Genomic DNA, 17,493 nt, shown 5'->3' on the forward strand with positions numbered 1-17,493 from the left:
CTTGAAATGATCGTATTTCAAGCACTTTTCTCACAGCGGAAAGTTTTAGTATATTTTTGATTAATTTTTAAAATTAAAACTATTATTACTTATTTGTTGAGTAACGTTACTTATCTTACTAAAAAATAGTTTGTCTACATTCGAGCTTCCCTTATAGGAGAGTTTTTTGGTTTGGGTCTTATTTTCCAAAAGGGCTAAAAAATGGTATAATGTAAGCGATATTGTACAGAAAAGAGAAATGTTATGCCAAATTATGCCATTATTTTAGCAGCGGGGAAAGGTACCCGTATGAAATCAGATCTGCCTAAGGTTCTTCACAAGGTTGCTGGGATCTCTATGTTGGAACATGTTTTCCGTAGTGTTGGAGCCATCTCACCTGAGAAGACTGTAACGGTTGTGGGCCACAAGGCGGAATTGGTGGAGCAAGTATTAGCTGGACAAACAGAGTTTGTCAAACAAATCGAACAATTGGGAACTGGTCATGCGGTAATGATGGCAGAGCCAGTCTTGAAAGGTCTTGAAGGGCATACCCTCGTCATTGCAGGAGACACTCCTTTGATTACGGGTGACAGTCTCAAACACTTGATTGACTTCCATATCAACCACAAGAATGTGGCAACGATTTTGACAGCCGAAGCAGCCAATCCATTTGGGTATGGCCGGATTGTTCGTAATGACAATGCGGAAGTGCTTCGAATTGTTGAGCAAAAAGATGCGACAGATTTTGAAAAACAAATCAAAGAAATCAATACAGGGACTTATGTCTTTGACAATGCGCGCCTTTTTGAAGCTTTGAAGAATATCAATACCAACAATGCCCAAGGTGAATACTATATCACAGATGTGATCGGGATTTTCCGAGAAGCAGGAGAGAAAGTTGGAGCCTATACGCTCAAAGATTTTGATGAAAGCCTGGGGGTTAACGACCGCGTGGCCCTTGCAACAGCAGAAGGCATCATGCGTCGTCGCATTAACCAAGCCCACATGGTTAATGGGGTGAGCTTTGTCAATCCAGATGCGGCCTATATCGATGTCGATGTTGAGATCGCACCAGAAGTGCAAATCGAAGCCAATGTTACCCTAAAAGGTCACACAAAAATTGGGGCTGAGACAGTTTTAACCAATGGAACCTATATTGTGGATAGTGAAATTGGGGCAGGTGCCGTTATTACCAACTCCATGATTGAAGAGAGCACAGTAGCTGATGGCGTGACAGTGGGACCTTACGCCCACATTCGTCCAGGATCTAGCCTTGCAAAAGATGTCCATATTGGAAATTTTGTCGAAGTCAAAGGTTCGTCTATTGGCGAAAATACCAAAGCTGGTCATTTGACCTATATTGGAAACTGTGAAGTTGGTAGCAACGTTAATTTTGGTGCAGGAACCATCACAGTGAATTATGATGGCCAACACAAGTTTAAAACGACGATTGGAAACAATGTCTTTGTCGGCTCCAATTCGACGATCATTGCGCCAGTTGAATTAGGCGACAATTCCTTAGTCGGTGCTGGATCAACCATTACCAAGGATGTACCAGCTGATGCGATTGCGATTGGTCGTGGCCGTCAAGTGAATAAAGAAGAGTATGCCCTTCGCTTGCCACACCATCCTAAAAATAAATAGGAGATTCTCATGCAATTTGAAGAAAAAACCATTGAGCGCAAGGAGATTTATCAGGGGCCGATTTTCCAAGTGGTCACTGATCAAGTAGAACTACCCGCTGGGAAAGGCCAAGCGCAGCGTGATTTAATCTTCCATAACGGAGCAGTAGCGGTTTTGCCGATCACAGAAGATGGGAAAACGATCTTGGTCAAGCAGTACCGCAAGGCGATTGAAAAGACTTCGGTGGAGATTCCAGCAGGGAAGTTAGAAAAGGGAGAAAATGCAGACCCTAAAGCGGCTGCTCTGCGCGAATTGGAAGAAGAAATTGGCTACACAGCGGATCTAGAGTTGTTGTATGATTTTTATTCAGCCATTGGATTTTGTAATGAGCGGATCAAACTTTATGGTGCGACCAACTTGAAAAAGGTGGAAAATCCACGTCCACAAGATGCGGATGAGACCTTAGAGTTATTAGAAGTGACCTTGAAGGAAGCCAAAAATTTAATCCAAACTGGCGAAATATGTGATGCCAAGACCATCATGGCTATCCAATATTGGGACTTAATCAATAAATAGAGGAGGATCCGATGGGAAAACCTTTATTAACCGATGAAATGATTGAACGAGCAAGGCGAGGTGAGGACATCACCGGTCCTAATATGGTCGATGCTGAAGAAACGAAGATTATTCGGACAGACCACAGAGGATTTGGCTACGAACGTCCTATGAGAGAGAGTCGTATGGAGCGTCCACAGGAGAGCTATTCTCAGGATACTGTGCAGATCCAAGTGGAGCCCACAGTGACCAAGAGTCGTCGCATTGAAGAACGCAAACAAAGTGTGGTCCAATCCAAACTCAATAAGATTTTGTTCTGGATCATTGTGCTCCTCATTGCCTTGATCATTGCTATTTGGCGTCTATAGGGTCGTCACAAGGAGAGAAATGACATGAAAATTGGAATTATCGCAGCCATGCCCCAGGAGTTGAAGATCTTGGTTGAAGCCCTTGATAATGGGGAAAAGCATCTGCGTCTTGGAAAAGTGTACTATACAGGATCAATTGGACGCCATGAGGTCGTTTTGGTGGAAAGTGGTATCGGAAAAGTCATGTCTGCTATGAGTGTAGCCGTCTTGGCCAATGATTTCAAAGTGGAAGCCATTATCAATACGGGTTCTGCAGGTGCCGTTGCCCCAGGAATGGCTGTTGGGGATATCGTCCTTGCGAACAAATTGGCCTATCATGATGTGGATGTGACAGCTTTTGGCTATAAGTACGGTCAAATGGCAGGCCAACCGCTTTACTTTGAATCTAGTCGCTATTTCGTATCAGAAATGAAAAAAGTTCTGGAAGAAGAAGCTGCAACCACACATGTGGGCTTGATTACAACAGGAGATAGCTTTATCGCGAGTGAAGAAAAAGTCGCAGCAATTCGGGAGCATTTCCCAGAAGTCTTGGCAGTTGAGATGGAGGGGGCAGCTATTGCCCAAGCCGCTCATGCAGCTGGGCGTCCCTTCATGGTCATTCGAGCTATGAGTGATACGGCAGATCACGCAGCCAATATCTCTTTTGATGAATTTATCGTAGAGGCTGGCGAACGCTCTGCTCAAACCCTGATTACCTTCTTGAAGAGATTGGTGTAAAATAAACAATAGGGCCAAGGAATATCTGATGATAGAAGTGGGACGAGGAATGAAGTTAGATTCAATTTCATTCCTCGTTCCATTTTTTTCTGAAGCCGAATCTTTCAGAAATAGGGAACTTTCATGCTATAATAAAGACTAGTAATGTAAAGGAGAGAATATGGTTTTATCAAAGAAACGGGCACGTCATGTGATTGAAGAAATTATCGCCCTCTTTCCAGATGCCAAGCCAAGTCTGGATTTTCGTAATCATTTTGAATTACTAGTAGCAGTCATGCTCTCAGCTCAGACGACAGACGCGGCTGTTAACAAAGCGACACCAGGTTTGTTTGCGGCTTTTCCAACCCCCCAAGCCATGGCAGTAGCCAGTGAGGCTGATATCGCCAAGCATATTTCTAAATTAGGCCTCTATCGAAATAAGGCCAAATTTCTCAAAAAATGTGCCCAACAATTGCTAGATAATTTTGATGGGCAAGTGCCTCAGACTCGTGAAGAGTTAGAAAGTCTAGCAGGAGTAGGACGCAAGACAGCAAATGTCGTCATGAGTGTAGGTTTTGGGATTCCAGCTTTTGCTGTCGATACCCATGTGGAGCGGATCTGCAAGCACCATGATATTGTCAAGAAATCAGCTACGCCATTGGAAGTTGAAAAGCGGGTCATGGATGTTCTGCCAAAGAGCGAATGGCTAGCTGCCCATCAAGCCATGATTTATTTTGGAAGGGCTATCTGCCACCCGAAAAATCCTGAATGTGACCAGTACCCACAACTCTATCATTTTGATTAGGAATCAGTTCCTCTGCTCGAAAGTGCAGAGGTTCTTTTTTGTGATGAAACGTATATTTATTAAAAGGATTGAAAGGTGATATCTTTGTTGGATCTGGTGGTAGGTGCCTAGACTCCCCTATCCGGCTTCTTTGAGGTCGATTTCAAGATGCTTTTTCTTTATATCTTATTATATTCATTCAGAAAAAACGAACTTTTTTAAAATAAATTTGGTTTTTTTTAAGAAATAGTGTATAATGGTAGAAAATCTAACATAAGGAGATAGTGATGAAAGCAAAAAAACTGTTAGCTCTTGCAGGAGTTTCTGTTGCAGGTGCCTTTTTCTTAGCAGCGTGTGGCGGTGGTAGTAGCAATCAAGCAACCTACTCATTCGTCTATTCAGCGGATCCAAATACCTTGGATTACATCGCTGCAACTCGTACAACAACTTCAGATGTCACAAGTAACCTTGTAGATGGTCTTCTTGAAAACGACCGATACGGAAACTTTGTGCCAAGTCTAGCAGAAGATTGGACTGTCTCTGAAGATGGATTAACCTATACTTACAAACTTCGTAAGGATGCCAAATGGTATACGAGTGAAGGAGAAGAATATGGTGCTGTAACGGCTCAAGACTTTATTACAGGGATCAAACACGCGGTTGAGTCTAAATCAGAAGGTCTCTTCTTGATTCAAAATTCGATCAAAGGTTTGGATGCCTACGTAAAAGGGGAAACCAAAGACTTTAACACAGTTGGAGTGAAAGCTTTAGATGACCACACCATACAATATACTTTAGTTCGTCCAGAAAGCTTCTGGAACTCAAAAACAACCTCAGGTGTTCTTTTCCCAGTCAATGCGGATTTCTTGAAATCTCAAGGGAAAGATTTTGGTTCGTTGAAACCTAGCAGCATCTTATACAATGGTCCATATTACCTGAAATCATTGACTTCAAAATCTGAGATTGAATTGGTCAAGAACAAAGACTATTACGATGCGAAAAATGTTCATATCGACAATGTCAAATTGACCTTTAACGATGGATCAAACCCAGATTCTATCATTAAGAACTTTGAAAAAGGTCAATATTCCTTTGCATCTGTTATGCCAAACAGCTCGACTTACAAGAGTGTCAAGAAAAACTTTGGTGACAACATTGTCTACGGTTTGCAATTGGGAACATCCTACTATCTTGGATTCAACTTGGACCGTCAAAAGTATGACCACACAGCCAAAACAACGGATGAACAAAAAGCTTCTACCAAGAAAGCAATCCTGAACAAGGACTTCCGTCAAGCGGTGAACTTTGGCTTTGACCGCAAATCATATGCGGCACAAGTATCTGGATCTGATGCGGCTGAAAATACCCTTCGTAGCACCTTGGTACCACCAACTTATGTCCAAGTCAATGGAGAAGATTTTGGTAAGGTCGTTGAAAAACAATTGGTTACCTATGGGGATCAATGGAAGGGTGTGAGCCTGGCCGATGGTCAAACGAGCCTTTACAACCCAGAAAAAGCCAAAGCTTCCTTTGCGAAAGCCAAAGCTGAATTGCAAAAACAAGGCGTTCAGTTCCCAATTCATTTGGACTACATTGTCAGCCAAGTGGACAACAGCATGGTCCAACAAGCTAGCTCCTTCAAACAATCTGTAGAGTCAGCGCTTGGTGCAGACAATGTCGTTGTGGACCTTCAAAAGGTATCGGATGATGATTTCCAAAATATCACCTACTTCAGCGATACAGCAGCTGCGAGAGATTACGATATCTCAGGCGGTGGTTGGGCTCCTGACTACCAAGATCCATCGACTTACCTCGAAAGTATCAGCCCAGTAAATGGTTCTGTCTTCTACTATCTTGGTATTGATGCAGGTTCAAACAATCCAGCCATTGCAACAGTTGGTTTGGATCAATACGCTAACATGTTGAAAGACGCCGATGCTGAATTGTTGGATCAAGGAAAACGCTATGAAAAATATGCAGCAGCGCAAGCTTGGTTGACAGATAGCTCGATTACGCTTCCAACAGTCTCAAATGGTGGTGCTCCAATGCTTCAACGGACTGTGCCATACAGCCGTGCTGCTTCATGGGTTGGTACAAAAGGAACAGGAACATTCTACAAATACCTTGAAATGTCTAAAGATGTTGTCACTACAAAAGACTTTAACAAGGCCAAAGAAGAATGGTTGAAGAAAAAAGCAGAATCCAATAAAAAAGCTCAAGAAGATCTCAAAGATCACATTGAGAAGAAAAAATAAAAAAAATCAATCATTGGTCTATCAATGAAGATAAAAAAGTCGGAGCCGTCATGTAAGGGCTCCGGTTTTTTAAGTCTTGAAAGTCAGTCCGTCTCATTCTATTCACTAAATCTTAAAAAATAGCCATCAGGGTCTAAAACTGCAAATTCATGGGGATAGATATATTGTTCACCAACACGAAATTTTCTTTTGTTATACCCTATGCTTTTTAGTGAAAGCGTTTCCTGTTTTAATTTAAATAAACTATAAAAAATGATATAATACATGTGAGTCAACCACTTTAAGGAGAACAATCCTGATGAAAAACAAAATAATATTAAGCTCTGTAACGCTTCTATCTGCATTTATACTAGCAGCATGCGGAAACGGAGAGAAGAAAGCAACAGAAACTACGGCTGCATCAACGACAAAAGCTCAAACAACAACTCCTGGGTCTTCTTCTAGGGCAAAAGAAATATCCCTTGCAGATACTCAACGTATCGGAAATGAAAATTTTGGTTATATCAATATCCCTAAAGATTGGGTCGTATATAATTTCAAAGCTCAAAGTAGCAAAACTCAAAGTAGCAAAACGCTCAAATATTCATCACCAGACAAACACAATATGTTGTTAATGGAATCAAACACTAAAGATACTGTTGAACTTGGCCCCAACGAAACCTTTGACGCACAGTTACTTGCGGACCGTTTATATAGCTTCTGGGGAAAAGCCAAAAATCAAACTAGTTTAGAAGGTGTAAAAGCTATTTTTGCCAGTGAGGACGCTTTCTTAATAAAAGTAACATTTAAAAATGGGAACATTTTGTACGAATGGGTATTCCAAAAAGGCGATAAAGTATACAATATCACAATCGTAGGTTCAGAAGATATGATTAAAGCCTTAAGACCTGTTCTCGAGCAATCTTGGGGCTTAGATCCAAATATTCCTGGGAAATAATCCCCAAAAGACTAAAAGAGAGTGGGACAGAAATTGGTAATTCGTTAGAATTCGATTTCGTTGTCCCACCTCCGCACAGTTGAGTAGGGCTGTAAAAGCTGATGAAATCAGCGTAGTAGAGCCCACTCAACCACTGCGTCTTGCTCGACAATCCAAAAATAATTGAGAGGCTAGGACTTTTGTCCCAGCCTCTTTCTTTTTTTGTTTCTTTTTCTACTCTAGTGATCTATTTTCTTATTCACTAAATCTTAAAAAATAGCCATCTGGATCTAGAACTGCAAATTCATGGGGATAGATATATTGTTCACCAACACGAAATTTTCTTTTGGTCAAAGGACGATGAATAGGATAGTTAGACTCGATTACTTTTTGATAGAGTCTAGGGACATCTTTTATGCCGAAGGAGATATTAACTCCACGACCAAAGGGGTAGGTCAGTTCAGCTAGTTCCTCCTTACTCCCCTCCTCTATCATTAGCTGGCACTCTTCAAGAGAAAGAAAGAGGAAGTTCTCTTCTGGTCGCCCGTATTCGATGGTAAAACCCAGTAAATCACAGTAGAAGGAACGGGACTGCTCTAAATTCGATACAATAAACTCAGGAATCACTGCATTGAAATTCATAAAGACCATCCTTACAAATCAATTTCTAATACAATTGGTGTATGGTCTTGGCGAGCGCCTGAGTCGATCATATATGACTTGGTAACTTTGTCTGCCACACGGTTACTTGTGAGCCAATAGTCGATTCTCCAGCCTGTATTGTTGATTTTTGAGGTTTTACTTCGTTGCGCCCACCAAGTGTAGCGTTCTGGGACATCACCATGGACATGGCGGAAGGTATCTGTAAATCCTTTGGCCAAAAGATTTGTAAATCCTTCGCGTTCTTCGTCTGTGAATCCTGGCGAACGGCGGTTGCTGGCTGGGTTAGCAAGGTCGATTTCCTTGTGAGCAACGTTGTAGTCACCGGTTGCAAGGACAGGTTTTTCTTTGTCTAATTCAGCCAAATATTCAGCATATTTGACATCCCATACTTGACGTTCTTCTAAACGTTTGAGACCATCACCAGCGTTAGGTGTGTATACCTGAGTAACGAAAAATTTATCAAATTCTAGGGTAATGATCCGACCTTCCAAGTCCATGGTCGAAGGGGCTCCGATCTCTGGGAAAGTCACAACGGGTGTGAGCTCTTTTTTATAGAGGAACATGGTTCCAGCGTAGCCTTTACGAGCCGGTTCTTGAGAAGAGCGCCAGGTGTTTTCATAGCCAGGGAAGAGTTCCTCAAGGATTTCAAGGTGTTTTTTGGTAGGTCCTTTGGCGGATAACTTGGTTTCTTGAATGGCAATGATATCCGCATCCTCAGCAACCAAGGTTTGGAGGACTTCTTGAGAGAGTTTGGCGCGTGCTGAATCACTAGTTAATGCAGCATTAAGCGAGTCGATATTCCATGAAATGAGTTTCATTGTATTTCCTTTTCTTGACATGATAGATAACTTTATTATAACAAAAAATATATTTTTTTCTGATTAGAATGCCTTGAATTCTCTCCTGAAATACATTATAATAGCTTGAATTCATTTGGAGAAAGGGAGTTCATTATGAAATTTTACTCTTATGATTATGTATTGAGTCAGATCAGTCAGCAAAATTGGGTGACCATTGGGATCTCTGGTTTGCTCATTCTACTGACTGGTTTTTTTGCGGTGAAAGCCTATCGGGATAAGCAAGATAGCAAATTCCGTGAATTATCCATTATCTCGATTTTGACTCTGGTTGCAGTGGTCTTGATCGGCATCAGCAGTTTCCAAAATAGCCAAAGTAATAATGACCAATTTCAACGGTCTCTGCATTTTATTGAGGTCATCTCAAAGGAGTTGGATGTCAAAAAAGAAGACGTCTATGTCAATACTTCAGCAGCCACAGATGGGGCGATCCTGAAGGTTGGAGAGGTTTATTACCGAGCTATCGCAGGATCTGACCCAGATAGCTACCTATTAGAAAAGATGGATCTGTATAAAACAGACGTGGAACTTGTGGAGGTGAACAAATGATAGTAAATTTTTTAAACATCTTGATTAAATTAGCTTTGGGCTTGATTTCCTTGGTATTTGTCATCAATGTGACCGGGAAAGGAAACTTAGCACCAAATTCTGCAGTAGACCAGATACAGAACTTTGTTCTTGGGGGCATTATTGGTGGGGTCATCTACAATAGCTCCATTACCATTCTTCAATACATTGTGATTCTCTTAATGTGGACTATTTTGATCTTGCTCTTAAAATGGCTCAATACCAATGTTCGTTTTATGAAGCACTTGATTGATGGAAAACCAACTGTCATCATTAAAAATGGGAAACTGGATCCGGAAGCGTGTCGTTCCAAAGGACTTTTTGCTTCAGATGTTGCTTTGAAACTACGTGGACAAGGGATTTTTCAATTAAAAGATGTGAAGCGCGCTGTTATTGAACAAAATGGTCAATTGATCGTTGTCCGTGCGGGGGATGAGAATCCTAAATACCCGATTATTACGGATGGAGTGATTCAGCTTGAAATTTTGGAAACAATTGGAAAAAGTGAAGAGTGGTTGTTGGCTGAATTGGAAAAAGAAGGCTATGATAATGTTTTGGATATTTTCATTGCGGAGTATGACAAAGGAAAAATCAATGTTGTGACCTATTAAAAGAAGAGATTGGACGAGCCTGTCCAATCTTTTTTCTTTATAAAATTCCAGGAAAGGCCTCTTCCTTTTCTTGAGATACTCTGGGAAAAATAGTAAAATGGAAGGTAAGTGTTCATTAGAAAAGAAGGATAGAAAATTTCATGAAGAAGAAAATACGGAAGTTTGAGAATCATTCGATTACACGCAGACTCTACCTGCTGTTTAGTTTGATTTGCCTTCTTTTTTTGGTGCTGATTGCCCGACTTGGCTATATGCAGATCACTCACCAAGCCTACTATACGGATAAATTGGCAAAAGCTACGAAAAAGACGGTCAAACAAGGGAGTGTGCGAGGGCAAATCTATGATGCTTCTGGTAAGCCCTTGGTGGAAAATGTGGGAAAACAAGTCTTGACCTTTACGCGGGATCGTAAAATGACGGCCCAAGAAATGCGAGAGACAGCTGGAAAACTCTTGCAGTATGTCGATGTAGAAAATCCTCAAGTGACCGAACGGCAAGAAGTGGATTACTATCTAGCCAATACCAAAGTCTACCAAGAGGTCGTAGAGCACCTGCCTGAGAAAAAGAAATTTGATACTGATGGCAATCGTCTACCAGAAGCTAAAATCTATCAAGCGGCAGTGGACAGCATTGACCCTTCAAAACTCGGTTACACAGATGATGAGAAAAAGATTATCTATCTTTATAGCCAAATGAATGCTGTGGAGAATTTTGCGACGGGGATTATTTCGACGCAAGCACTAGGAGCTGAGCAGATTGCGACCATCGCGGCTGACAGTCAGGACCTTCCTGGAATTGCGATCACGACCAGCTGGGACCGCAAGGTTTTGGATACTCCTTTAGCTTCTATCATCGGAACGGTTTCGACTGAGCAGGCAGGACTTCCAGCAGAAGAAGTCGAGGAATATGTCAAAAAAGGTTATGCCCTCAATGACCGGGTTGGAACATCTTATCTCGAAAAGGAATACGAAAACGTCCTTCAAGGAAAACGCAGTGAAAAAGAAATTCTCCTGGATAAAAATGGCAACATGGATAAAGTGGTAGACATTTCAAAAGGAGCTAAGGGAGAAAACCTCAAGCTCTCGATTGACTTGGATTTCCAAAAAGGGGTGGAAGATATTCTCCGCTCTGCCTTTAGCGCAGAGTTGCAAGCTGGAAATGCGACCTACTCCGAAGGTGTCTATGCTGTAGCCCTTGAGCCTGATACAGGGAAAGTCCTTGCCATGGCAGGGATCAAACACCAGGCTGGTAGTCAAGATTTATCAACCGATGCTTTGGGAACAGTCACCAATGTTTTCGTCCCAGGATCGGTCGTTAAAGGAGCAACCTTGACTTCAGGATGGGAAAATGGTGCCATTTCCGGCAATCAGGTACTGACCGATCAGCCCATTGTTTTTGCAGGATCAGCTCCTATCAATTCTTGGTTTACCCAATACGGTAGTCGTTCCATCAATGCGGTAGAAGCTTTGGAATACTCTTCTAATACCTATATGGTCCAAATTGCTCTAAAGATGATGGGGCAACCTTACACTCCAAATATGACCTTACAAGTGGATCAGGTTGAACCTGCTATGAAAAAACTGCGCTCTACTTTTGCAGAGTATGGTCTTGGAACGTCAACGGGGATTGACCTTCCCAATGAATCGACCGGTTTTATTCCGAAAGACTATACAGTCGGTAATTATTTGACCAATGCCTTTGGTCAGTTTGACAACTATACGCCTATGCAATTGGCCCAGTATGCGGCAACGGTAGCGAATGATGGGAAGAGGGTGAGTCCTCATGTCGTCGAAGGCATCTATGACAATAATGATCAAGGGGGCCTTGGTCAGTTGAAAAAAGCGATCGAAACCAAGGAGCTCAATCAGGTCCATATCTCAGCGGAGGACATGGCCTTGATCAAGCAAGGATTCTACCAGGTTGCGAATGGTACGAGTGGGTTGACGACAGGGAAAACCGTCGGTCAAGGTGCTAGTGTCTCTATTAGTGCCAAGACCGGTACGGCCGAAACCACAGTCGATGGAGGCAAACAAGCCATTAATACCAATGTGGTGGCTTATGCACCGTCAAACAATCCAAAGATTGCTGTAGCAGTGGTCTTTCCACATAATACCAATCTACAAGCGACGGTCAGTCATTCCATTACGCGTGACATTATTAACTTATACAATCAGAAACACCCCATGAATTAGAAAGGAAACTATGCTTTATCCAGCACCTATTGCAAAATTAATTGACAGCTATTCGAAGTTGCCAGGAATTGGGATCAAAACAGCGACCCGTCTTGCTTTTTACACCATTGGCATGTCAGATGATGATGTTAATGAATTTGCCAAGAACTTACTCAATGCCAAGCGTGAGCTAGGCTATTGCAGTATTTGTGGCAATTTAACTGATGAAGAAACCTGCGAGATTTGTCGAGATGAAACGCGGGATCCATCTCTTCTTCTTGTTGTAGAAGATAGCCGGGATGTCTCTGCTATGGAAAATATCCAGGAATACCACGGTCGCTATCATGTCTTGCATGGCTTGATCTCACCCATGAATGGCGTGGGACCCGATGATATCAATCTCAAGAGTTTGCTCAGTCGCTTGATGGATGGAACAGTTACTGAGGTCATTGTTGCGACCAATGCGACGGCAGACGGGGAAGCGACTTCTATGTATATCTCACGCGTGCTCAAACCAGCAGGCATCAAAGTGACCCGTTTGGCACGGGGGCTAGCAGTTGGAGCCGATATCGAGTATGCGGACGAAGTGACCCTTCTTCGCGCGATCGAAAATCGGACAGAATTATAAGAGAAGTTCTTTCGAAAGGGCTATCATTGTGGTATACTATCAAGTAAGAAATCAAGGGAACAATTAGGGAGAAACTATGAGTAAACAAGACTTAATCCTGTTATATGGTGGACGTAGTGCAGAACGTGAAGTATCTGTTCTTTCAGCAGAAAGCGTGATGCGCGCGATTGATTACCAAGCATTTTCGGTTCAAACCTATTTTATTACGCAGTCAGGAGACTTCATCCAGACGCAAGCTTTTGAAGAGAAGCCAGCGGATGATGAGAAATTGATGACCAATGAGACAGTGGACTGGTCTAAAAAAGTCGCACCATCAGCGATTTACAAGGAAGGAGCAGTGGTCTTTCCAGTGCTTCATGGACCGATGGGAGAAGATGGTTCCATCCAAGGCTTCTTAGAAGTCTTGAAAATGCCTTATGTCGGCTGTGGCATCTTGGCTTCTAGTGTCGCGATGGACAAGATCACGACCAAACGGGTCTTGGAGTCTGCAGGGATTCCACAAGTTCCTTATGTAGCTGTAGTGGAAGGCAATGATATAGATGAGAAAATTGCTGCAATTGAAGCTACTCTCTCTTATCCTGTCTTTACTAAACCATCCAATATGGGTTCTAGCGTAGGGATTTCAAAATCTGAAAACCAAACTGAACTTCGGACTGCTCTTGAATTGGCCTTCAAATACGATAGCCGTATCCTGGTAGAACAAGGGGTCAATGCGCGTGAGATTGAAGTTGGACTGCTTGGAAACTATGATGTGAAGAGCACCTTGCCAGGTGAAGTTGTGAAAGATGTGGCCTTCTATGATTATGATGCCAAATACATCGACAACAAAATTACCATGGCGATTCCGGCTCAATTGGACCCTGAGGTTGTGAAAACCATGCGGACCAACGCAGAGAAAGCCTTTCGTGCGATCGGTGGTCTGGGCTTAGCGCGTTGTGATTTCTTCTATACCGATAAAGGAGAGATCTTCTTAAACGAACTCAATACCATGCCTGGATTTACCCAATGGTCTATGTATCCTCTGCTTTGGGACAATATGGGACTCAAATATACAGATTTGATCACCAAGTTAGTAGAGCTTGGAAAAGAAGTCTTCCAAAAACACGAAGCGCATTTGTTGTAAGAAAAGAGAGAGTGGGACAGAAATCGGTAATTCGTTAGAATTCGATTTCGTCGTCCCACCTCCGCACAGTTAAGTAGGGCTGTAAAAGCTGATAAAATCAGCGTAGTAGAGCCCACTCAACTACTGCGTCTTGCTCGACAATCCAAAAACAATCAAGAGGCTAGGACTTCTGTCCCAGCCACTTTTTTTGTGGTCTAGAATATGGTATAATGAGAAGAATTTGATAGGAGCGTCCAAATCTTTGAGGACGCTACGGAGAACTGAGGAGTCGGATATGAATCTCACATTACATGAAGTTGCTCATCTAGTACACGCAAAAAATGATATCAGCCAATTTGAAGATGTAGCCCTCATCAAGCCGGAATTTGACAGTCGTTTGATTGGGCCTGGAGACCTGTTTGTTCCCTTAAAGGGAGCGCGTGATGGTCATGACTTTATTGAGACTGCTTTTGAAAACGGAGCCGTAGCCACTTTTTCAGAGAAAGTGGTAGAAGGCCACCCTTATATTTTGGTGGAAGATGTGCTGAGCGCTTTTCAAACATTAGCTGCAGCCTATCTTCAAAAGACAAAAGTGGATGTTTTTGCAGTGACGGGGTCAAATGGTAAAACCACCACAAAAGATATGTTGGCACAGCTATTGTCCACCACCTACCTGACCTATAAAACACAAGGAAACTATAATAACGAAATTGGTCTTCCTTATACGGTTTTGCATATGCCAGAAGGGACGGACAAACTCGTCCTTGAAATGGGGCAAGACCACCTAGGAGATATCCATCTCTTGTCAGAACTGGCGCATCCAAAAGCTGCTATTGTCACCTTGATTGGAGAAGCCCATTTGGAATTCTTTAAAGATCGAAGTGAGATCGCAAAAGGAAAACTCCAGATTGCGGATGGCATGCCAGAAGGTGGCCTTCTGGTGGTTCCAGCTGATCCGATCGTGAATGCCTACCTCCCTGAAAAACAAAAATTGGTTCGCTTTGGGCCAGACGAGGAGATTTTTATTACTGAGTTAATCGAGCGAAAGGATAGCTTAACTTTCCGAGCTAATTTCTTAGAAGAAGCGATTGATCTTCCGGTAACAGGAAAATACAATGCGACCAATGCCATGATTGCAGCTTATGTTGCTTTGAAAGAAGGAGTGAGTGAAGCTGCAATTCGTGATAGTTTTGAAACCTTGCAATTGACGCGCAACCGGACAGAATGGAAAAAGGCCAGTAATGGAGCAGATATCTTATCCGATGTCTACAATGCCAATCCGACGGCTATGCGCCTAATCTTAGAAACTTTCTCGACTATTCCTGCTAATCCAAATGGTCGAAAATTAGCCGTCCTGGCAGATATGAAAGAACTAGGGGAGCAATCTATTGATCTACACAACCAAATGATTCTCAGTCTCTCGCCAGATGTCTTGGATACGGTTATTTTCTACGGCCAAGACATTGCGGGATTGGCTCAGTTAGCGAGCCAGATGTTCCCACTCGGACATGTCTATTATTTCAAGAAGACAGCTGAGGAAGACCAGTTTGAGGATATGGTCAAACAAGTCAAGGAAAGCTTGAAAGAGCAAGACCAAATCCTTATCAAGGGAAGCAATTCCATGAATCTAGCCAAATTGGTAGAGGAGTTGGAGAATGGCGAGTAATAATGTACTGAAGAACATTCAGCGCTTGATTTCAATCACTAATACAGGCTTAGCGTTTTCAAAAGATCCATTTGATCAAGAGCGCTACCAGGATATTCGTGCTATTTTACAGGATCTTGTCAGAGAAGCGACTGATTTGAATCCACAAGAATTATCGGATTTGTTTCGTCCGACAGACCATTACGACACTCCCTTGATTGATGTAAGGGCCTGGATTGTCAAAGATGACAAACTTTGTTTAGTGAAAGGTCAGGGAGAAGAGACCTGGGCTTTGCCGGGTGGTTTTGGTGAGGTTGGCTATTCTCCTAAAGAAAATATTTTAAAGGAAATCCAAGAAGAAACGGGCTATGTAGCACGTGTCAATCGCTTGTTGGCAGTATTTGATACCAATCGCTACCAATTGCAAAGCCGCCAATATGTGAAATTGGTATTTGAATGTGAATTGCTGGATGGAAGTTTTCAACAGAATCAGGAAATTTCCGATCTTGCCTTTTTTGAGAGAGAAAAAATACCTGCTCTTTCTACCAAGCGCAATACAGAAGAACAATTGAACTTCCTTTGGGAGGTTTATGATGGGAAACGAGATTTGTATTGTGATTAAAAACGATCTATAAACTAAAGGAATATGAACATGACACTTTGGGATTTATTGTTTACGAACCAAAAATCAGCCCCGCCTGAGTTTGGACTCTGGTATTTTTTCCTACCAGTTTCCTTGTTGGTGGTTGGCTACTTTTCTATCAAATATGCGCAGTCAAAAAGCTACCAACGCTTTTGGTACTGGGCACAATTGATTCAAGTCCTGACCATCAATGCTTGGTATATTCTAGCCCACATGCCTTTGACAGATAATTTGCCTTTTTATCATTGTCGCTTGGCTATGCTTGCGATCCTCTTTGCACCGAGAGGGACCTATATCAAGCAATATTTTGCCTTGTTGGGAGTTCTAGGATCCATTGCGGCCTTGGTTTATCCAGCCTTTGACCCCTTCCCCTTCCCCCATATTACTGTGCTCAATCTGATTTTTAGTCACTGGGCCTTGTTTGCCAATAGTTTGATTTACCTGCAAGATTTTTATCAGTCGGAAAAGCAAGATAGCTTACGAATTGTTAAGATCACCTTTGGCATGAATGCCGTCATCTTTTTGGTCAACCTTTTGACCAGTGGAGATTACGGCTTCTTAAAGCGTCCACCAATCATTGGAGACCACGGTGCTCTCTTGAACTACCTCTTGGTCAGCATTGTGATGGTGGCAGGTATTTGCTTGGTCAATCAACGCTATAAATACAAATACAAGATGGTCGAAGAGAGTATAGTTTCGCGTTCAGAATAAAAAGAGCAGATAAGGGAAAGAAATCATGACACTTTGGGACCTATTTTTCACCAGTCAACCAACGGCCCCTCCTCAATTAGGAGTCTGGTATTTCTTATTGCCGACTTCTTTGGTAGTGGTGGGAGTTCTGTCCGTTCGATTTGCTCACTCTAAAGGCTATCAAAACTTTTGGTATTGGGGGCAATTGATTCAGTTGCTCATTATCAACTCTTGGTATCTAGCAGCTCGCTTGCCTTTTTCAGAGAGTCTTCCCTTCTATCATAGCCGGATGGCCATGTGGATTATCCTTTTGGCCCCCAAGGGAAGCTTCAAGCAATATTTTGCCTTAGTCGGAGTCTTTGGCTCCATTATGGCCTTGGTTCATCCTGTTTTTTATCCCTACCCTTTTCCTCACGTTTCCTCGATCAACAATGTCTTTGGTCACTGGGCCCTCTTGGCCAACTGCCTAATCTATCTGGTTCAATCCTACCAGGTGGAAGAAGGGGCTGTTTGGAAGATCTGTCAGATGACTTTTGGAGTCAATGCCATTATTGTTCTAGCCAACCTTGTAACGGGCGGAAACTATGGCTTTCTGCGTCGGCCACCTGTGCTAGGAGACCATGGCCTTGTGCTCAACTATTTCATCGTGACAGTCCTAATGACGGGGACACTGATCCTCATCAATACGATCGTTCAGTACAGTAAGAAAAGAAGAATACCTGAATCTGTTTAAATAAGGA

At 42.5% G+C, this 17,493-nt stretch carries 18 protein-coding genes and 1 pseudogene; 16 read left to right on the plus strand and 3 right to left on the minus strand.

Annotated elements, in window-relative coordinates; all coding sequences use genetic code 11:
* The first annotated feature begins 243 nt into the window (after window positions 1-243).
* The 6 genes from glmU (at window position 244) to HMPREF1195_RS00780 (ending at window position 6,260) form a co-directional block, all read left to right on the plus strand.
* Window positions 244-1,623 (plus strand): bifunctional UDP-N-acetylglucosamine diphosphorylase/glucosamine-1-phosphate N-acetyltransferase GlmU, encoded by a 1,380-nt coding sequence (gene glmU / locus HMPREF1195_RS00755; RefSeq protein WP_023917583.1) that lies wholly within the window; start codon window positions 244-246, stop codon window positions 1,621-1,623.
* A gap of 9 nt (window positions 1,624-1,632) precedes the next feature.
* Entirely contained in the window at window positions 1,633-2,178 is a 546-nt protein-coding gene (locus tag HMPREF1195_RS00760) for an NUDIX hydrolase (protein WP_023917585.1), read from the plus strand.
* 11 nt (window positions 2,179-2,189) lie between these two features.
* Window positions 2,190-2,525 carry a cell wall synthase accessory phosphoprotein MacP gene (gene macP / locus HMPREF1195_RS00765; protein ID WP_023917587.1) on the plus strand — a complete coding sequence of 112 codons (336 nt, stop codon included), beginning with the start codon at window positions 2,190-2,192 and terminating at the stop codon, window positions 2,523-2,525.
* A gap of 24 nt (window positions 2,526-2,549) precedes the next feature.
* Entirely contained in the window at window positions 2,550-3,242 is a 693-nt protein-coding gene (locus tag HMPREF1195_RS00770) for a 5'-methylthioadenosine/adenosylhomocysteine nucleosidase (protein WP_023917589.1), read from the plus strand.
* Window positions 3,243-3,402: 160 nt separating this feature from the next.
* Window positions 3,403-4,026, plus strand: coding sequence for an endonuclease III (nth, locus tag HMPREF1195_RS00775; protein ID WP_023917591.1), 624 nt, complete (start codon window positions 3,403-3,405; stop codon window positions 4,024-4,026).
* 266 nt (window positions 4,027-4,292) lie between these two features.
* Window positions 4,293-6,260 carry a peptide ABC transporter substrate-binding protein gene (locus HMPREF1195_RS00780; protein ID WP_023917593.1) on the plus strand — a complete coding sequence of 656 codons (1,968 nt, stop codon included), beginning with the start codon at window positions 4,293-4,295 and terminating at the stop codon, window positions 6,258-6,260.
* 98 nt (window positions 6,261-6,358) lie between these two features.
* Here the strand turns inward: HMPREF1195_RS00780 and HMPREF1195_RS10565 are convergent.
* Window positions 6,359-6,451 (minus strand): annotated as a pseudogene (locus tag HMPREF1195_RS10565) (bleomycin resistance protein); the annotation flags it as partial.
* A 107-nt stretch (window positions 6,452-6,558) separates the two neighbouring features.
* Between HMPREF1195_RS10565 and HMPREF1195_RS00785 the strand changes: the two are divergent.
* Window positions 6,559-7,197 carry a hypothetical protein gene (locus HMPREF1195_RS00785; RefSeq protein ID WP_023917595.1) on the plus strand — a complete coding sequence of 213 codons (639 nt, stop codon included), beginning with the start codon at window positions 6,559-6,561 and terminating at the stop codon, window positions 7,195-7,197.
* Window positions 7,198-7,431: 234 nt separating this feature from the next.
* Here the strand turns inward: HMPREF1195_RS00785 and HMPREF1195_RS00790 are convergent, their stop codons facing one another.
* Window positions 7,432-7,818, minus strand: a complete 387-nt coding sequence (locus HMPREF1195_RS00790) for a bleomycin resistance protein (protein WP_004219638.1) — start codon at window positions 7,816-7,818, stop codon at window positions 7,432-7,434.
* A gap of 11 nt (window positions 7,819-7,829) precedes the next feature.
* Window positions 7,830-8,657, minus strand: coding sequence for an exodeoxyribonuclease III (locus HMPREF1195_RS00795; protein ID WP_023917598.1), 828 nt, complete (start codon window positions 8,655-8,657; stop codon window positions 7,830-7,832).
* A gap of 135 nt (window positions 8,658-8,792) precedes the next feature.
* Here HMPREF1195_RS00795 and HMPREF1195_RS00800 point away from each other — a divergent pair, with 135 nt between their 5' ends.
* From HMPREF1195_RS00800 to HMPREF1195_RS00840, 9 genes are all read left to right on the plus strand, one after another.
* Window positions 8,793-9,245 carry a DUF3290 family protein gene (locus HMPREF1195_RS00800; protein ID WP_023917599.1) on the plus strand — a complete coding sequence of 151 codons (453 nt, stop codon included), beginning with the start codon at window positions 8,793-8,795 and terminating at the stop codon, window positions 9,243-9,245.
* Complete coding sequence (locus HMPREF1195_RS00805; RefSeq protein WP_023917601.1) at window positions 9,242-9,874, plus strand: DUF421 domain-containing protein; 633 nt, start codon at window positions 9,242-9,244, stop codon at window positions 9,872-9,874. Before HMPREF1195_RS00800 ends, HMPREF1195_RS00805 begins: the two co-directional genes overlap by 4 nt.
* Before the next feature lie 140 nt (window positions 9,875-10,014).
* Complete coding sequence (pbp2b, locus tag HMPREF1195_RS00810) at window positions 10,015-12,066, plus strand: penicillin-binding protein PBP2B (protein WP_023917604.1); 2,052 nt, start codon at window positions 10,015-10,017, stop codon at window positions 12,064-12,066.
* Between the two features lie 10 nt (window positions 12,067-12,076).
* Window positions 12,077-12,673, plus strand: coding sequence for a recombination mediator RecR (gene recR, locus HMPREF1195_RS00815; protein ID WP_023917606.1), 597 nt, complete (start codon window positions 12,077-12,079; stop codon window positions 12,671-12,673).
* A 76-nt stretch (window positions 12,674-12,749) separates the two neighbouring features.
* Entirely contained in the window at window positions 12,750-13,796 is a 1,047-nt protein-coding gene (locus HMPREF1195_RS00820; protein WP_023917608.1) for a D-alanine--D-alanine ligase, read from the plus strand.
* Between the two features lie 274 nt (window positions 13,797-14,070).
* A complete protein-coding gene (locus HMPREF1195_RS00825) occupies window positions 14,071-15,441 on the plus strand; it encodes a UDP-N-acetylmuramoyl-tripeptide--D-alanyl-D-alanine ligase (protein WP_023917610.1) in 1,371 nt (456 codons plus the stop codon).
* Window positions 15,431-16,042, plus strand: coding sequence for an NUDIX hydrolase (locus tag HMPREF1195_RS00830; protein WP_023917612.1), 612 nt, complete (start codon window positions 15,431-15,433; stop codon window positions 16,040-16,042). The genes HMPREF1195_RS00825 and HMPREF1195_RS00830 overlap by 11 nt, the downstream gene beginning before the upstream one ends.
* A 30-nt stretch (window positions 16,043-16,072) precedes the next feature.
* Window positions 16,073-16,774 (plus strand): YwaF family protein, encoded by a 702-nt coding sequence (locus HMPREF1195_RS00835; RefSeq protein ID WP_023917614.1) that lies wholly within the window; start codon window positions 16,073-16,075, stop codon window positions 16,772-16,774.
* A gap of 25 nt (window positions 16,775-16,799) precedes the next feature.
* Window positions 16,800-17,486: a YwaF family protein gene (locus tag HMPREF1195_RS00840; RefSeq protein ID WP_023917616.1), complete on the plus strand. Its 687-nt coding sequence runs from the start codon at window positions 16,800-16,802 to the stop codon at window positions 17,484-17,486.
* The last annotated feature ends 7 nt before the right edge of the window (window positions 17,487-17,493 follow it).

The sequence above is a fragment of the Streptococcus parasanguinis CC87K genome (assembly GCF_000507765.1).
GTDB lineage: Bacteria > Bacillota > Bacilli > Lactobacillales > Streptococcaceae > Streptococcus > Streptococcus parasanguinis_J.

Bases quoted from the DNA above. Each gene is read 5' to 3' on its own strand.
- HMPREF1195_RS00825 (WP_023917610.1), top strand. From the start codon at position 14,071: ATGAATCTCACATTACATGAAGTTGCTCATCTAGTACACGCAAAAAAT.
- HMPREF1195_RS00790 (WP_004219638.1), bottom strand. From the start codon at position 7,818: ATGAATTTCAATGCAGTGATTCCTGAGTTTATTGTATCGAATTTAGAG.
- HMPREF1195_RS00760 (WP_023917585.1), top strand. From the start codon at position 1,633: ATGCAATTTGAAGAAAAAACCATTGAGCGCAAGGAGATTTATCAGGGG.
- pbp2b (WP_023917604.1), top strand. From the start codon at position 10,015: ATGAAGAAGAAAATACGGAAGTTTGAGAATCATTCGATTACACGCAGA.
- glmU (WP_023917583.1), top strand. From the start codon at position 244: ATGCCAAATTATGCCATTATTTTAGCAGCGGGGAAAGGTACCCGTATG.
- HMPREF1195_RS00770 (WP_023917589.1), top strand. From the start codon at position 2,550: ATGAAAATTGGAATTATCGCAGCCATGCCCCAGGAGTTGAAGATCTTG.
- nth (WP_023917591.1), top strand. From the start codon at position 3,403: ATGGTTTTATCAAAGAAACGGGCACGTCATGTGATTGAAGAAATTATC.
- macP (WP_023917587.1), top strand. From the start codon at position 2,190: ATGGGAAAACCTTTATTAACCGATGAAATGATTGAACGAGCAAGGCGA.
- HMPREF1195_RS00835 (WP_023917614.1), top strand. From the start codon at position 16,073: ATGACACTTTGGGATTTATTGTTTACGAACCAAAAATCAGCCCCGCCT.
- HMPREF1195_RS00795 (WP_023917598.1), bottom strand. From the start codon at position 8,657: ATGAAACTCATTTCATGGAATATCGACTCGCTTAATGCTGCATTAACT.
- HMPREF1195_RS00785 (WP_023917595.1), top strand. From the start codon at position 6,559: ATGAAAAACAAAATAATATTAAGCTCTGTAACGCTTCTATCTGCATTT.
- HMPREF1195_RS00805 (WP_023917601.1), top strand. From the start codon at position 9,242: ATGATAGTAAATTTTTTAAACATCTTGATTAAATTAGCTTTGGGCTTG.
- HMPREF1195_RS00820 (WP_023917608.1), top strand. From the start codon at position 12,750: ATGAGTAAACAAGACTTAATCCTGTTATATGGTGGACGTAGTGCAGAA.
- HMPREF1195_RS00800 (WP_023917599.1), top strand. From the start codon at position 8,793: ATGAAATTTTACTCTTATGATTATGTATTGAGTCAGATCAGTCAGCAA.
- HMPREF1195_RS00840 (WP_023917616.1), top strand. From the start codon at position 16,800: ATGACACTTTGGGACCTATTTTTCACCAGTCAACCAACGGCCCCTCCT.
- recR (WP_023917606.1), top strand. From the start codon at position 12,077: ATGCTTTATCCAGCACCTATTGCAAAATTAATTGACAGCTATTCGAAG.
- HMPREF1195_RS00780 (WP_023917593.1), top strand. From the start codon at position 4,293: ATGAAAGCAAAAAAACTGTTAGCTCTTGCAGGAGTTTCTGTTGCAGGT.
- HMPREF1195_RS00830 (WP_023917612.1), top strand. From the start codon at position 15,431: ATGGCGAGTAATAATGTACTGAAGAACATTCAGCGCTTGATTTCAATC.